The organism is Actinomyces sp. oral taxon 171 str. F0337, from assembly GCF_005696555.1.
GTDB lineage: Bacteria > Actinomycetota > Actinomycetes > Actinomycetales > Actinomycetaceae > Actinomyces > Actinomyces oris_E.
This window is the reverse complement of record NZ_CP040005.1, coordinates 567,797-582,904: the sequence shown is the minus strand read 5'-3', so window position 1 is coordinate 582,904 and position 15,108 is coordinate 567,797. Positions and strand designations below refer to the sequence as shown.

Below are 15,108 nucleotides of genomic sequence, written 5' to 3'. Positions count from 1 at the left end.
CTTGAAAAGGGGGCAGATCGCAGTTCAAGGACCCCGACTCACCGCCCGACAACGGCACCCAGACGCCGCAGTCCTTTATTTTTCCGTCTTACCATCAGGATTTGTCAAGGTTGCCCTGAATCAGTCAGCCCCCGTAGACCTCAGGGCGCAACGTACCGATGAACGGCAGGTTGCGATACCGCTCGGCATAGTCCAGCCCGTAGCCGACGACGAACTCCGTAGGAATATCGAAGCCGACGTACTTGACGTCCACCTCGACCTTGGCAGCGTCGGGCTTGCGCAGCAGCGTGGCGATCTCCACCGAGGCCGCACCGCGGGAGGAGAGGTTGCCCACCAGCCAGGACAGGGTCAGCCCGGAGTCGATGACGTCCTCGACGATGAGGATGTGACGGTCGGTGACGTCGGTGTCCAGGTCCTTGAGGATGCGCACCACGCCGGAGGACTTGGTGCCCGAGCCGTAGGAGGACACCGCCATCCAGTCCATCGGCGCGCTCATGTGCAGCCGGCGCGACAGGTCCGCCATGACGTAGACAGCCCCCTTGAGCACCCCCACGAGCAATGGGTCGCGGCCGGCGTAGTCCGCGTCGATCTGCGCGGCCATCTCATCGAGGCGCTGACCGATCTGCTCCTCGGTGATGAGAACCTGCTGAAGGTCCGATCCCATGTCCGTGGCGTCCATACGCCCCCGCCTTCCTCATGCGTCGTCATGGCTTACGCGGAGCCACCAGGGCCGGGGAGGCCACCGGTCCGCGTCGACGCCATAAGCCTGCCATAACGGGCCCCGACCTGGCACTTCAGCTCACGCGGCGCACCCACACGTCGGGGCGGGCGAGCTCGGCAGGAGTGGGTAGCAGCTCGGGGTCGGTCCACACGGCGTTGAGCCCCTCGTGCCCGATGCGGGTCACGACGCTGCGCACGAAGGCGGCACCGTCGGCGTACTGGGCCTCCTTGGCCTCCAGGCCCATGAGGCGGTGCAGCAGGAGCGACCCCAGGCCGGGGCCGGGACCGATGCCGCCGTCGGCCGCGCGGCTGCGTGAGAGCACGGCCCGAAGCCGGTGGACCGAGGGCATCCGGTTGGGGTGCACATCATCCAGGACGACCTCGGCGTGCCCCTCCAGGAAGGTCAGGGCAGCGGCCAGGGAGGCGACCTCGGATCGATCCGTGACGTTCATCAGTCCCTCGAGGACCCGCCCCCGGCCGGCGCGCGCCGCAATGCGCACCGCCCGGCCTCGCTGCGGCCGCCTCCCCCGCACCTGCGGACCCGCGTCGCCAGCCCCGTCAGCGCTACCGGCACTACCGGCGCTACCGGCACCGCCGTATGCGGCCTCGACGACGGCGCCGATCACCATGCGCATGGAGTCGGACAGGTAGGGACCGAGCCAGGGCGCAGCGGCCAGCTGGACGGCGTGGGTCATCTCATGCAGGCAGACCCAGGCGGGCAGGTCGAGCATGTCCAGGTCCATCTGGCGGCGCACCGCCAGCACGTTGGGGGCCACGAGCAGGAGATGCGGCGACCCCACCTCCCCGCCTCCGCCTGCCGTCATGTCGCTGACCGGTGCCGTGCGGGACGTCGCAGCGCCGGTTCCATGACCATGGGGCCTGCTCGGAGCCGTGGGCACCACCTGCCCCAGGAGGCGGGTGGCGAGCAGGCTCATCGCCCCGGCGACCTCGGCGGCCCCGACGAGCTGGACCGCCTCCGAGGCCCGCGGAGCGGGCACCTGCTCCATGAGGCCGCGCAGCGCCCGGGTGGAGGCGCGCACGAGGCCGGCCCGGTCCACGACGCTCACGCGCGTGGTGTCGGCGACCTGCTGGGCTGCCCGGTTCAGGCCGGTGATCCTGGCGACCCAGGCCGGTGCCTCCTGGGCGGAGCGGCGCAGGACCGCCACCGAGCTGGCGCGCGCTGAGCGCGAGGCGCTGGGACCCGCCGGGATGAGCGCGGTCAGGCGCTCCACCGTCCGCCAGTCGACGAGTCCCGCCGCAGTACCCTGGGTCGTCACCGTTACGCCTTTCTCACCGAGGTCACCAAGCTCCCCGAGCCCTTGCCTTCCGCCGGTCCTCCGGATGCGCTGCCGCGTCCCTCACGAGCAGCCGCAGGAGGCCAGAGGCGCCACGAAGTGGTTGTCGATCGCAGCTTCGACCGCCGCCGCCGAGCTGTGGTCTTTGGAGAAGTCGTTGGCCATGACCGCGAAGGTCAGCTGGCGTCCGTCGGCGGTGGTGACGACACCGGCCAGGGAGGACGTCTGTTGCAGCGTCCCGGTCTTGGCGCGCACCGTCCCGGCCGCGGTGGTGTCGTGCAGACGTTTTTTCAGGGTCCCGTCCAGGGCGGCAACGGGCAGATCGGCGATGAGGGTGCGTCCGACCGAGCCACCCTCGCCTCCGGCGGCCTTGGCGAGGATCTGGGCCAGGAGCCTGGCTGGGACCTTGTTGCCCTTGGCCAGCCCGGAGGAGTCCTGGAGCGTCACCCCGGAGGTGTCGAAGCCGTCCTTGCCCAGCTGGGCGAGCACGGCCTTGGAGGCCCCGGCGAAGTCGGCGGTCTCCTTGGCCTGCACGGCCACGAGCCGACCCTCGACCTCGGTCATGGTGTTGTCGGAGGTCTTCAGCGACACGGAGAGGACGTCGGACAGCGGGGCGGAGGAGACCGAGGCCACCTCCTTGGCCCCACCGGATGCTGCGGCGCGGGTCGTCTCGCCATCAAGCGTGATGCCGGCCTCGCTCAGGTGCTTGGCGAAGGCCTGGGCGGCCTCCATGGCCGGGTCATCCGGGTAGCCCTGGTTCTGGGTGGCCGAGACATCCACCATGATCGGTTGGACCTTGGCCACGTACTGCTGGTTGCCGTCCTCCCACTTGTCGTTCCACTGGGGGCCGCTGAACAGGGTGTCGTCCAGGCGCAGGGAGACCGACGTCGTCCCCTGGGACTTGAGCTTCTCAGCGGTGGCGCGGGCGAGGTCGCCCAGGCCCGCGTGGCCGGGCGTGGCGCTCGGGTCGCCTGCATCCTCAGCCAGCAGCACGTCACCGCCGCCCACGAGGGTGAGGGTCTGCCCCTCCAGGACGGTCTTGGTCTGGAGGGTGTGACCCGGCCCCATGGAGGACAGGGCCGCCCAGGCGGTGAGCACCTTGTTGGTGGAGGCCGGCGTCACCCCGGTGGCGGCCGACCGGTCCAGCAGCTCCTCGCCGGTGGCGACATCAATGACAGAGGCTGTCACGTTCCCGCCGGTCAGGGCGGCGTCAGAGGCCACACCCTTGACGTAGCCGTCCAGGCTCGCCTTGGAGGGCGTGGGAGCCCCCTGATCCAGGCCGGAGGGTGCGGCGGTCTTGGCGCTGGGGCCGGCCGGTGTCGGGAAGGGCCGGGGGGCGACGTCGGCGTAGGCGACCGTCACCGGGCCGGGCAGCAGGTCGAGAGCATCGCCCAGGCTGTAGTAGCCGCCGAAAACCAGCAGGCTCGCCGCCGTCAGGGCAGCGGTCTGGACCTTGCGCATACGTCCTCCGGACTGGGTTGTGGACAGGCTGGGATGGCCTGTATATCAGGTAGGTGGGGCGCCCAGGAGGTTACTGCCACCGGTGCACCGACGTGCAGCGTACGCGTTTACCGACCTCAGGCGCTGTCGTGCGCCACACTAGTGCCATCAATACCGCCCCGCCGGATCGACGCCGACCACCAGGCACCGTTCCAGCGCCCAACGAGCTGAAGACACGAGCGAAGGAGGCTCCCCGTGGAGTTCGACGTCACGATTGAGATTCCCAAGGGCAACCGCAACAAGTACGAGATCGACCACGAGACCGGCCGGATCCGCCTGGACCGCATGCTCTTCACCTCAACGCGTTACCCCGACGACTACGGCTACATCGACGGGACCCTCGGTGAGGACGGCGATCCTCTGGACGCGCTGGTCCTGCTGGAGGAGCCGACCTTCCCCGGCTGCGTCATCCGCTGCCGCGCGCTGGGCATGTTCCGCATGCGCGACGAGAAGGGCGGCGACGACAAGGTCCTGTGCGTACCCAGCGCCGACCAGCGTGCCTCCTGGCGTACCGATATCGAGGACGTCTCGGAGTTCCACCGTCTGGAGATCCAGCACTTCTTCGAGGTCTACAAGGACCTCGAGCCGGGCAAGTCGGTCGAGGGCGCCCACTGGGTGGGCCGCGAGGAGGCCGAGGAGGAGATCCTCCAGTCCTTCCAGCGCGAGGCCGACCGCGTCGCCCGCGACGGCCACTGACGCTAGCCGGACGGGGCGGGGCGGCATACACGCTCCGCACCGACCCCACAGCTCGCGACTGACGAACCGCCCGCCCCCGCTTTAGAGGCGCACCGCGTAGGGCATGACGCCGGAGTAGCGCATGGAGGTGACGCGCACGGTCATGCCGAAGGTCGGGGCCTCGATCATCATGTCGTCGCCCAGGTAGATGGCGACGTGGTAGATGCCGGACTGGCTGCCGTCGGAGGACCAGAAGACCAGGTCCCCGGGCTGGACGGCGTCGAGCGGAACCTGGGCGCCCTCCCCGTACTGCACGCGCGAGGAGTGCGTGAGGTCAACACCGGCGGCCGCGTAGGAGACCATCGTCAGTCCGGAGCAGTCCAGGCCCGACGCAGACTCCCCGGCCCACACGTAGGGGGTGCCGATGTAGCCCATGGCCGTGCTGATCGCGGTGGAGGCGGCATTGCCGGAGCGCGACGGCGCCGGCTCGGAGGACGTCGCGGGCTCGGGGGCCGGGGCGGGAGCGGGAGCGGAGGCGGCTTCCTCCTCGCCGACCGCTTCGGGTTCCGGCTGAGAGGTGGTGGCGGGTTCCTGGGCTGAGGCCCGCTGGCCCGAGCTGGGCCGGCTCGACTGCTCCTGAGGAGCGGGGGCCGATTCCTGAGGCTGGGCGGCGGCCTGCTCGGCCTGCTTCTGAGCGAGGTCGGCGGCGGCCTTCTCCGAGGCCGCCTTGGCGGCCGCCTGGGCGGCGGCCTCCTCGCGGGCCCTGCGCTCGGCCTCGACCTGGTCCTGGTACTTCGTCTCCAGCTCGACGGTGGTGTTGCGCTGCGCGGCCAGCTGAGTGATGAGGTTCTGGCGGTTGGTCCGAGTGGTGGCGACGGCGTTCTGGGCGTCGCCGGCAGCGGCCTCGGCGTCGGACTTGGCAGTCGCCGCGGAGGTCTTGGCGGCCTCCTTGGCCTTGACCTTCTGGTCGGCGATGGCCTGCATGCTCGTGGCCACCGTCTCGAGGGCCTCGACGTTCTGGACCTTGGCGTTGTTGCTCTCGCCGGCGCGGGCCAGGGCGACGTCGGCGTCGGCCAGGTCCGCCAGCGACTCGCTGGTGAGGTAGGGGGTGAGCGGGTCGAGCGGGTTGCCGCTCTCCTGGTAGGTCTGGACGACGATCGAGCCGAGGTCGGAGCGGGCGGATGCGGTGCTGGAGGTGGCGGCGTCGGCGTTGGCCTGGGCGGCCTGGGCATCCTTGGTGGCCGTGTTGAGCTCGTCGACAGCGGCCAGGTAGTCCTCGTTGGCGACCTGGGCCTTGATCTGAGCGTCTTCCAGGTTGCTGCTCTCCTGGGCGAGCCGAGTCTCCAGGGAGGCGATGGAGGTGGAGGTCGAGCGCTCAGAGGCCTTGGAACGATCGATATCGCTCTGGTCCACAGGGTCGGCAAGCACCGAGGGCGCCAGGGTGCATGCCAGGGCCACGACTGCGGTGGCGACGACACCGTGTCCGTGCCGTCTTGGGGGGATCGGGCTCACAGGGGTTCTCCGTCGTGATGGGGCTGAACGTGAGGATGACGCCTCACCCGGGGACCGGCGCGGGCCTACCGTCAGGATCCGTTCCGCGAGATCACGAGGGCGCGGAGCAGATGAGGGGACGAAGACGGCAGACAGCGTCAGCCCGGATGAGACAAAACCACCCTAGTCTCTTTAGTCCCACCTGAAAACAGAGTTCACACTATTCACAATCGTAACTTACGCCCCTGTAGTTAATGGATTGCGCTTGCGCCGACAGGGCTCTCAGCCTTCGTCATACGGTCGTGACCGGTATGACATCCGGCACAAATGACCGTTTGCGCAGGTCGATCAGCGTTTAAACGGCCGGATCGTCGCTTACGAAAGACCCTCGAGCACAACGGTGCGGCCCCTCGACGCCGGGGCGCCGGACCGACACCGGACCGACACCGAACCGACACAGCACCCGCATCGAGCCCTCTGGGCAGCCACATTGCGGACACGCGTTTGGACCGCCCGCGGAGGAAACCGCTAAAGTCGGAACATGTTCCGTCGTCCTGAGGCCCTTCGGCCGGACGCCCCCACCACGGGGCGAATGCGCAGCTGACGCGCACGCCGCCGTCGGCCCACGTGCGCGTCCCCGCCCTCACCCGCACCATCGAGAAGTTGCAGCAACGGTGACGGCGGACGACTCAGCGCCACGACGCCTCGCTCCCTCCTGATTGCAGGGTCGGATCCGACGCCGGTCGCAGCAGGCTCCGGGGAACCGTTCGGAAGCGCGCCGCAATCGCCGGCGCGGGGCAGGCACCGCTCGTGACACTGACATCGCCGCCGGTCACCGGGAACCACCAAGGAGTCCTCATGACCGACCAGCGCCCCACCACCCCCGACCAGGCCGCCCCCCAGAGCGCGGATCCAGTCCCCTCCCCCACCAGCCCGGCGGGATGGCGCTTCGAGACCAAGCAGGTCCAGGCCGGGCACGACCCGATGTCCGAACCCGCCCACGCTCGGGCCATCCCGATCTACCAGACCTCCTCCTACGTCTTCGAGTCGGCCGATCAGGCGGCCGCCCGCTTCGCCCTGAGCGACCTGGGCCCGATCTACACGCGCCTGACAAACCCCACCAATGACATCGTCGAGCAGCGGATCGCGGCGCTGGAGGGCGGTGTCGGGGCGCTGCTGACGTCGTCGGGTCAGGCGGCCACGACCCTCGCCCTCGTGACGCTGGGCGGGGCCGGCGACAACATCGTGGCCTCGCCCTCCCTGTACGGAGGTACCACGAACCTGCTCACCCACACCCTGCCGCGGCTGGGCATCGAGGCGCGCCTCGTGGACGACACGGGCGACCCGGCGGCCTGGGCGGCGCTGGCCGATGAGCGCACCGTCGCCTTCTTCGGGGAGTCGATCCCCAACCCGCGCGGCGACATCCTGGACATCGAGGCGATCTCGGCGGCCGCGCACGAGCTGGGCATCCCGCTGGTCGTGGACAACACGGTGGCCTCACCCTTCCTGACCCGTCCCTTCGAGTGGGGCGCGGACATCGTGGTGGCCTCGGCGACGAAGTTCCTGGGCGGGCACGGCTCGTCCGTGGCGGGCGTGATCGTGGACTCGGGCAGCTTCGACTTCGCGGCCCAGCCCGAGCGTTTCCCGGGCTTCAACACGCCCGACGATTCCTACCACGGCCTGGTCTACGCCCGGGACCTGGGCGTGGGCAGCCCGCTGGGCGCGAACCTGGCCTTCATCCTCAAGGCGCGCGCCGAGGGCCAGCGTGACCTCGGTTTCGCGCTGGCGCCGCACTCGGCCTTCCTCATCGCCCAGGGCATCGAGACGCTCTCGCTGCGCATGGAGCGGCACGTGGACAACGCCCTGGCGGTGGCCACGTGGCTCGAGGGGCGCGATGACGTCGCCTCGGTTCGCTACTCGGGACTGACCTCCAGCCCCTACTACGAGCTGCACCGCAAGTACTGCCCGCGCGGGGCGGGCTCGATCGTCACCTTCGACCTGGCCGGCGGGCGTGAGGCGGGGGCGGCCTTCATCGACGCCCTGAGCCTGTTCTCCAACCTGGCCAACATCGGGGACGTGCGCTCGCTGGCGATCCACCCGGCCACCACGACGCACTCCCAGCTCGACGATGCCGGCCTGGCCGCGGCCGGGATCAGCGCCGGGACCGTGCGCCTGAGCGTGGGGATCGAGCACATCGACGACATCCTGGCCGACCTCGAGCGCGGCCTGGCCACGGCCCGGGCCGTCGGGGCGGGCGACGCGAGCACAACGGCCGGGGCCTGAGGCGGCGTGCCATGAGTGCGACCACGTCCTCCTCCTACCCCGTCTCCAGCGGCAGCGCCGAGACCGAGCCGGCCGCCTTCGGCGTGGGGACGGCCTCCTCCAAGCTGGTGGACCGCAAGGCCGGTTCCCCCACGGGCGCCTGGCGGCCCGGTGACGAGCCGGGGCACCGTCGGTTCCTGGAGATCGGGGACCTGCCCCTGGAGTCCGGAGAGGTCCTGCCCAACACGGTCCTGGCCTTCGAGACCTGGGGGGAGCTGAGCCCGCAGCGCGACAACGCGGTCCTCGTGCTGCACGCGCTGACCGGCGACTCCCACGTCACCGGGGAGGCGGGGCCCGGGCACCCGACGCCGGGCTGGTGGTCGGACCTGGTGGGGCCCGGGCGGGCCGTCGACACCGAGCGCTACTTCGTGGTGGCAGCCAACATCCTGGGCGGCTGCCAGGGCTCGACGGGCCCGTCGTCGACGGCGCCGGACGGACGCCCCTGGGGGTCGCGCTTCCCGTGGCTGACCACGCGCGACGCCGTCGAGGCCGAGTCGCGCCTGGCCGACGCCCTGGGGATCGAGGTCTTCCATCTGGTCATCGGGGCGTCGCTGGGCGGGCACCGGGCGATCGAGTGGGGGGTCACCCACCCGCAGCGGGTGCGCAACCTGGCGCTGGTGGCCACGGGCGCCTCAACGACCGCCGACCAGCTGGCCTGGTGCCACCTGCAGGAGCTGGCGATCGTGGCCGACCCCTTCTTCTTCGACGGCGACTACTACTCCCACTCGGTGGGACCGGTGCGGGGACTGGGGCTGGCGCGGGCGCTGGCGCACACAACCTACCGCAGCGCCGCCGAGCTCGATGAGCGCTTCGGGCGGCGCCACCAGGGTGAGGAGGACCCGGCGGTGGGCGGGCGCTACCAGGTGGAGTCCTACCTGGACTACCACGCCGGCAAGCTGCTGGCGCGCTTCGACGCCAACACCTACCTCATCGTCACCCACTCGATGATGGTGCACGACGTCGGCACGGGGCGCGGCGGCATCGAGGCCGCACTGGCGAGGGTGCAGGCGCGCACGCTCGTGGTGGACGTGGACTCCGACCGGCTCTTCCTGCCCGCCCAGGCCGAGGAGCTGACCGAAGGCATCCCCGGCGCGCGGCGCGAGACGATCAGCTCCCTGCACGGGCATGACGGCTTCCTCATCGAGGCCGAGCAGATGGACGCGATCCTGCGCGACTTCCTGACTGAAGCTTCCTGACCTCTCAAACCGGCCACCCAGCAGGAGTCCGAAGCGCTCGTTGGGTTGGACTGCACCTTGAAACCGCTTGAGCATCCTCACCACTGCACCTACAGTGGACGCCATCTAGCCGACCGTTCACATATTTAATGGAGAGACGCATGGCGGACAAGGCCAAGACTCGCGAGAACCTTCAAAAGCTTGCCGACTTCGTTGGCACCAAGACCAAGTCCTTGGGTTTCGAGGACGGGCCGAACGGAGAAGCAGCCAACCCGGGGAGCACGTACGCCCAGGGCATCAATGCCGCGGACACGTGGACATCCACTCTCGCAGATCAGGAGGCCAGCTCAGTCACAGAGCCCCTTAATAACCTGGCAGGCGACTTTGCTGGGCTTTATGACACGCTCAATCAGGAAAAAGATTCTGACGCCCTAAAAGACGACTGAATCGAGCAACACCTTATTACTATATTCACCAGTAACATCAAAGAAAGATTCACAAATGGGCACCATCAAGCTCAATCCTGACAACTTGAAAAAGAAGATCAAAGGACTTCGAGACAAGGCCGATGAGGCAGGACGCGCCCGAGCGAGCATCGACAGGGAGAGTGAGAACCTGGGAGACCCCTCACCTTCAAAAGCGGTTGATACGTTCTGCAACAACTCAGCCACCCACATCAATGATGTTCGTTCTTGCGCCGATCGAATCGAGAGCGAGATGAACCGCATCATCGAGCTCAATCAGAGTGGCGTAGCCAAGATGGACGGCGGAACGATAACGGTGGAGAACGTTCCCGACACGGTTTTGAAAGGAGGAAAGAAAGAGTTCGACACCTGGAGCCAAGGAGCGCTAGATGCCAAGGACCTGCAAACCGTCCTTGGCGGCGGCAAACCCAAGAGTGGCCGCAGCTACCAAGACATCAACAAGTCGATGGACGCCAACAAAGACAATGCCAGTTACTCTCGAGGGGTGATCGACACTATCGGGGCAGAGAACCTCACTCAGTTACCACTAGACGCCACAAACTTTTTCTATGATAAAAAAAATCGAGTGAGCAGCTACCCGGATTCCGGGAAAGACTTAGCAGGCTTATTCGGTACGTTGCTCGCCAGCGCATCACACACCTGGAGCGCCAAGGAGACTGCCGATGTTGCTGAAAGAATATACTCATCAGTCAACAAGGATGGTCACTATGGCCGCATCACTGTACTCAATTCAATGCTGGGCGGCCATGACACTAATGGTGACCACATAAATGACCTAAACTTCACCACCAGTTTCCTAGATGAACTGGCTCCCAGATTAGAAAAAATCGATTGGGAGAAAGTTCGGCAGTATGCTGAGAAAGCAAAGAAAGACCCTTACTACAAAAGTGCCGCAGGCGAACTTGTGCCTGGAACGCTAGATTACCCTGGACTCGGCCAGGTTCTTACTGATAGAGCCTTTGACCCAATGGCGGGAGTGCTGGATGCAATGGGAAATAATCCAGATGCAGCCATGCACTTTCTTGCACCTCCAGCTAAAGGCTCGAAATCTGATGCCGACACCACCAGAATGGAAAGACTTGCACAGCGAAACTGGGAGTCTGCGGGCTACTCTGGAGCCGCTGCAGGCTACTCTGGATTCACCGCAGCCCTCGCCGCTTTGTCAACAAAACGCGCTTCGTCCTCTACGGAGGAAGCCGCCCGCGCAAGTGATGCCACAGGTACAGCGATTCATAATCTTGCCTCCTACGGAAAGGAAGAGTTCTACAATGACGATGCTAAAACTCGCGTCGGCATGATCCTGGGAAACTGCGCACCTGAGGTTACAGCGACGTGGGCAGGCGGAAGCCCCACCGACCCAAGGCTACCAAATCAGACACACACACTCCCCGGAGCAACATACAACGATATCACCGCACTTGGATATAAAATCGCAGACAGTCCCGATGCGACAGCAACGGTGAGCGCCGGAATTGGGGAGTATACTCATCGACGAGCGCAGGAAAGAATGGCCCAGTACCCGAACGATAAGACCGAGCAAGTAAAGTCTATAAATTTGGCATACAATGATGGAGTTATGGCCACAGGTTTTCTCGCAGGGTTGGCAGACGAAAAAGCGAAAGCCATGAACAAAGATAGTGAAAAGAAAGCGGAAGCTGCTTCAGCAAGTTCTAGAGCTGCGATTAATGTCTTCACAGACACAACGCTCGCCGGACTTGGTGCGATCGAGGGCGGACCGGCAGGAATGGTTGTTAACTCAGCTGTCGCTCAGGTCGCGAAACCCGCACTTACAACGATGCTGACGCCCGTAATTGCCGACGCGACCAATGGAAACAACAAGCCGGTTCAGAGAACCTCCGCCATGACAGCAGCCCCGAACGAAGGGTTGTACGCATCAGCCGTACAAGAAGCCGCCAATTCCGGGCTACTAGATCAGCAGGACTTCGAAAAAGATAACCATCAGAAGAGAGACTACAAATGGATCACTCAAGGAAACGACGGAAACTATAAAGTCGACCTAAAAAATGCGAACCCCGAAACATACAAGGAAGTTAAATCGTGGACGTCGTCTATCCAGCAGGACCACAGCAGTCCAACCTTAGATGGAATAGAAGACGACTTTAATGGAAACTACGCTGGCAGCCGAAGCAACGGCGCAGAAGCGGCGACAAATCTAAGAGTACACGGGAAGCCTAGTGGCACCGAGGCCAGCGGAAGTTAAAATGAGATGGCAAAACATTTTAAACAGACATCAAAAATGTCTATATTTGCTACACTGTCGCTTTTTGTTGCATGTTTCATTGCTTTGACTTCTTGCCACAAGGGAATCGCCCCGACTAATTCAAGCACTCGAACAACGATGCCGGATGACACGGTCGTTTGTGACCTAGCAACAGCATCACAGATATCCGCTGCAATAAAAAGAAAGCCTAGTAGCTTCCACTCAAGCCACAAACACACAGAAACGACAACAAAGCTACATTGCTACATTCTTTTCTCAGGATCCACCCCACCAACACCAATGATCGAGATCATGTATGACCACCGTGCTGCATCAGCGATCGGAGTGCCAGGAGATGGATCGAGGAACTTTGAAAGTGTAGCGGCACTGAAAAGTGCATCACCTTTAAATATTGATGGAATGGAGGGACGTGGCGTCACTATCACCGACGCACTAGGAAAATCGGCCGTTGCCTGGGAGTACCGAGACGGATACGTTCTTTCTATGACAATGAGCAACCAAGGTGGAGACGAGGATAGGCTGAAAACACAGAATACGAGAATTCTCACATCACTCCTTAAGCAAATCGGAAACAAAGTTCCCTCGATAGCAACCGGGCCAGACAACACATCCAGCTTCCCCTAACGAAAACCCTGATCCTCACTGCACATTTTTCAAATTTCAAGGCACAGCCACAGTCAACGATGAAACCACTCCAAAGCTCTCACGAGCGCATCATCTGCGGATTCATGGTGACCTCACTGCTTCTTGCGGGATGCTCGACGATCAGTTCTATCCAATCAGCTCAGGTATCCGCCTCAAGCACGGCCGCTGTTGCCGCTAATATTCCAGTATGTGAAGCCACCACCGCAGGGGCGGTCGAAGAGAAGCTGGGACAGCAGGTAGAACTGTTCTTCTACGAACACAACAACGAGTTCTCCTGGGGATCCTACGGATGTTATGTATCCAGTTTCATTGGACAGAAAGGCGAAGTAGACGGGTTCCAGGTTAAATACCAACAGAAGAAAGCGCTCGATGAAGTGGATGTTCCGGCATTGTACGACGCTCACACCTACGCAGAAGCGGCAGCCTTGGAGCGTGCAACCCGATTCACCCTGGACGGCGTCACAGGTGAAGGGGTGACAATCCCCCTGGAAACCGGTAACTGGGCGGCAGTATGGAGATACCCGGACACCACTATCCTCACTGTCCTCATTAAACGAAAATCGGATGTCGAGAAGATAGCCAACGGCGGTTCCATCGCTAAGTCCATCACGGAACTCTTCGCTCCACATGTCCCCCAGGTGGCTGCGGGCCCCACACAGGAGCTGACATTCTACCCACAAAACGAAGATACCGCTCGAGTGCTAGGAATTCACGACGGTGGCGCCACGCCCCTGAAACCATGGCCGTCACCATCGCCGTGACAACATCCCCAACTGAGACCGACCAGATGGACGCGATCCTGCGCGACTTCCTGGCCGGTGAGTGAGAGAACCGTCTTCGAGGTCGCAGCGAAGACCGACACATGAACACCTTGTGGCGCGAGACTCAGCACGCCCTCTCAGGCCCCACAAGTGCCGATCGCATCAGCGCGTGGAGCGGACATCAAGTTCCAGGATCATAATCCATATGAACGAGCCTCTCCGCGCCAACCCGTGGCACGGAGGAACTGTTCCCACGTGAGCGCCTCCGGGTCTATACTGCGGCTCCACTCCAGGTCACGATCCTGCCGAAAGTAACCGTACTCAGCAGCATAGTTGACCATCCCCAGGATCTCCTGCGCATGAAGATCGTCGGCAACCAGTTCAGGAAAGTTGCGCGCCAACCCGTCATACGTGAACGCATCGCGATATTCGGCTTGCAGCCCGGTAACATCCTGGAACACTCTCACCATCTCGCGCGGGGAGACTACATCACCCACGATCGGTAAGGTTTCCCCGGCATACTTCTCCGGCTTGCTGATGATTTCCCGTACAGCCGGACCGGTTGCCGTGACAGGATCGACGAACGGCGCCCGAAAATCTTCAGGAAGATATATAGGGAGGACAAGCGAGCCACCTTCCACCCTGGGAACATAATACTCCATCAAATTGGTGTAGAAAAATGAGAGGATTACAAAAGTGCTGGCTACAGGCAAGCCGCTGATGTACTCCGCAATCCGGGCCTTGTCGGTGAAATGAGGGGCGAACAACTTTCCACTTGTGATCTCATCAACGTTCTCCAAGGCACTAAACACAACGTGTTCAACCCCTGCCCTCACTGCAGCATCAGCGATCCGACACCCCAGGTCATATTCGCGAGATCCTCTCGGAGGAGTGGGAGGGGTGATCAAGAATGCAGCACGAGCACCGGAAAAGGCGTCAACCCACTCATTATCACTCCCCAACGAAAGCGACCCCGTCACCAATTCAGCACCCTGACGTTCAAGGCTCTGCGCTACCTGCGATGCGGGATCCCGAGTAAGTGCCCGCACCCTGTAGCCTCCGCCCTGCAGCAACGATCTCACAACACTGCGCCCCTGCTTGCTGGTTGCACCGGCAACAGCAATAATCGGCGTATCCAACATGTTATGCTCTCCTCCATGAATCATAACGAACACTGGTTGACGCAGGACAGCGTCGCAGGAGCGAGATCACAGCGTCAAGAACTATCTTTTTAGATAGTCCCCGAAAAACGGAAGCCTGAACATATGAAGACCGAATGCATCAGCAAGTTCGTCAACTTCAACGACAAGACCTACTCCTGCCCGATCAGCGTTGCCATGAATCTTGTCGGAGGGAAATGGAAGGCGGTCATTATTTATCACCTGCAGCATGAGCCAAAGCGCTTCAGTGAACTACGAAGCGACCTTGTATCAGTGACAGACACAACACTGACCCTCCAGCTTAAACAGCTCGAGATGGATGGTCTTGTATCGCGTCGAGTCTTTGGTGATAAGCCGCCACTAAAGACGCTCTACTCACTCACTGACTTCGGTCAAACCTTCTTACCCGCTTTACGGGCCCTGACACAATGGGGAAATCAGGTGGTGACAGAGCGAGGTCAATTCATGTAGACGTCCACATATTTTTTACATGTGGACCACCGAGGACCTACACGGCACGCATTTTCCTGGCGCGAATCACGATCACGGAGTCATTCACCGACACGACCGGCAGTCGAGAAGAACTTGACGGACAGTAGATTTCACACACCGTCAGCGACTCGCCCAACTTTGCAGA

12 protein-coding genes are annotated in these 15,108 nt (G+C 63.4%); 7 read left to right on the top strand and 5 right to left on the bottom strand.

The window, feature by feature from the left end:
• Positions 1-124: 124 nt before the first annotated feature.
• The 3 genes from hpt to dacB all read right to left on the bottom strand — a co-directional run bounded on the left by hpt (position 125) and on the right by dacB (position 3,476).
• On the bottom strand, positions 125-679 hold the full coding sequence (hpt, locus tag FBF36_RS02500) for a hypoxanthine phosphoribosyltransferase (protein ID WP_003789094.1): 555 nt from the start codon (positions 677-679) through the stop codon (positions 125-127).
• A gap of 115 nt (positions 680-794) precedes the next feature.
• Entirely contained in the window at positions 795-1,997 is a 1,203-nt protein-coding gene (locus FBF36_RS02495) for a zinc-dependent metalloprotease (RefSeq protein ID WP_138137127.1), read from the bottom strand.
• 81 nt (positions 1,998-2,078) lie between these two features.
• Positions 2,079-3,476: a D-alanyl-D-alanine carboxypeptidase/D-alanyl-D-alanine-endopeptidase gene (gene dacB, locus FBF36_RS02490; RefSeq protein ID WP_009393799.1), complete on the bottom strand. Its 1,398-nt coding sequence runs from the start codon at positions 3,474-3,476 to the stop codon at positions 2,079-2,081.
• Positions 3,477-3,710: 234 nt separating this feature from the next.
• Between dacB and FBF36_RS02485 the strand changes: the two genes are divergently transcribed.
• Positions 3,711-4,211 carry an inorganic diphosphatase gene (locus FBF36_RS02485; RefSeq protein ID WP_009393796.1) on the top strand — a complete coding sequence of 167 codons (501 nt, stop codon included), beginning with the start codon at positions 3,711-3,713 and terminating at the stop codon, positions 4,209-4,211.
• Between the two features lie 81 nt (positions 4,212-4,292).
• Here FBF36_RS02485 and FBF36_RS02480 read toward each other — a convergent pair whose 3' ends face one another.
• A complete protein-coding gene (locus FBF36_RS02480) occupies positions 4,293-5,702 on the bottom strand; it encodes an NlpC/P60 family protein (RefSeq protein WP_138137125.1) in 1,410 nt (469 codons plus the stop codon).
• A gap of 837 nt (positions 5,703-6,539) precedes the next feature.
• On the opposite strand from FBF36_RS02480, the gene FBF36_RS02475 reads away from it, so the two are divergent.
• From FBF36_RS02475 to FBF36_RS02455, 5 genes are all read left to right on the top strand, one after another.
• The gene (locus tag FBF36_RS02475; RefSeq protein ID WP_009393789.1) at positions 6,540-7,964 is read left to right on the top strand and encodes an O-acetylhomoserine aminocarboxypropyltransferase/cysteine synthase family protein; all 1,425 of its coding nucleotides are present in this window, start codon (positions 6,540-6,542) and stop codon (positions 7,962-7,964) included.
• Between the two features lie 11 nt (positions 7,965-7,975).
• A complete protein-coding gene (gene metX / locus FBF36_RS02470) occupies positions 7,976-9,199 on the top strand; it encodes a homoserine O-acetyltransferase MetX (protein ID WP_009393788.1) in 1,224 nt (407 codons plus the stop codon).
• A gap of 140 nt (positions 9,200-9,339) precedes the next feature.
• Positions 9,340-9,624: a hypothetical protein gene (locus FBF36_RS02465; RefSeq protein WP_138137123.1), complete on the top strand. Its 285-nt coding sequence runs from the start codon at positions 9,340-9,342 to the stop codon at positions 9,622-9,624.
• A gap of 55 nt (positions 9,625-9,679) precedes the next feature.
• Positions 9,680-11,884, top strand: coding sequence for a DUF6571 family protein (locus FBF36_RS02460; protein ID WP_009393784.1), 2,205 nt, complete (start codon positions 9,680-9,682; stop codon positions 11,882-11,884).
• A gap of 749 nt (positions 11,885-12,633) precedes the next feature.
• On the top strand, positions 12,634-13,311 hold the full coding sequence (locus tag FBF36_RS02455; RefSeq protein ID WP_009393782.1) for a hypothetical protein: 678 nt from the start codon (positions 12,634-12,636) through the stop codon (positions 13,309-13,311).
• A 194-nt stretch (positions 13,312-13,505) separates the two neighbouring features.
• On the opposite strand, the gene FBF36_RS02450 is transcribed toward FBF36_RS02455, so the two are convergent.
• Positions 13,506-14,453, bottom strand: a complete 948-nt coding sequence (locus tag FBF36_RS02450) for an NmrA/HSCARG family protein (RefSeq protein ID WP_034491162.1) — start codon at positions 14,451-14,453, stop codon at positions 13,506-13,508.
• A 123-nt stretch (positions 14,454-14,576) separates the two neighbouring features.
• Between FBF36_RS02450 and FBF36_RS02445 the strand changes: the two genes are divergently transcribed.
• Positions 14,577-14,942, top strand: coding sequence for a winged helix-turn-helix transcriptional regulator (locus FBF36_RS02445; RefSeq protein ID WP_009393779.1), 366 nt, complete (start codon positions 14,577-14,579; stop codon positions 14,940-14,942).
• Positions 14,943-15,108 lie beyond the last annotated feature (166 nt).

Excerpts from the sequence above, each read along its gene's own strand:
- hpt (WP_003789094.1), bottom strand. The coding sequence starts at position 679 with ATGGACGCCACGGACATGGGATCGGACCTTCAGCAGGTTCTCATCACC.
- dacB (WP_009393799.1), bottom strand. The coding sequence starts at position 3,476 with ATGCGCAAGGTCCAGACCGCTGCCCTGACGGCGGCGAGCCTGCTGGTT.
- FBF36_RS02475 (WP_009393789.1), top strand. The coding sequence starts at position 6,540 with ATGACCGACCAGCGCCCCACCACCCCCGACCAGGCCGCCCCCCAGAGC.
- metX (WP_009393788.1), top strand. The coding sequence starts at position 7,976 with ATGAGTGCGACCACGTCCTCCTCCTACCCCGTCTCCAGCGGCAGCGCC.
- FBF36_RS02465 (WP_138137123.1), top strand. The coding sequence starts at position 9,340 with ATGGCGGACAAGGCCAAGACTCGCGAGAACCTTCAAAAGCTTGCCGAC.
- FBF36_RS02460 (WP_009393784.1), top strand. The coding sequence starts at position 9,680 with ATGGGCACCATCAAGCTCAATCCTGACAACTTGAAAAAGAAGATCAAA.
- FBF36_RS02455 (WP_009393782.1), top strand. The coding sequence starts at position 12,634 with ATGGTGACCTCACTGCTTCTTGCGGGATGCTCGACGATCAGTTCTATC.
- FBF36_RS02450 (WP_034491162.1), bottom strand. The coding sequence starts at position 14,453 with ATGTTGGATACGCCGATTATTGCTGTTGCCGGTGCAACCAGCAAGCAG.
- FBF36_RS02445 (WP_009393779.1), top strand. The coding sequence starts at position 14,577 with ATGAAGACCGAATGCATCAGCAAGTTCGTCAACTTCAACGACAAGACC.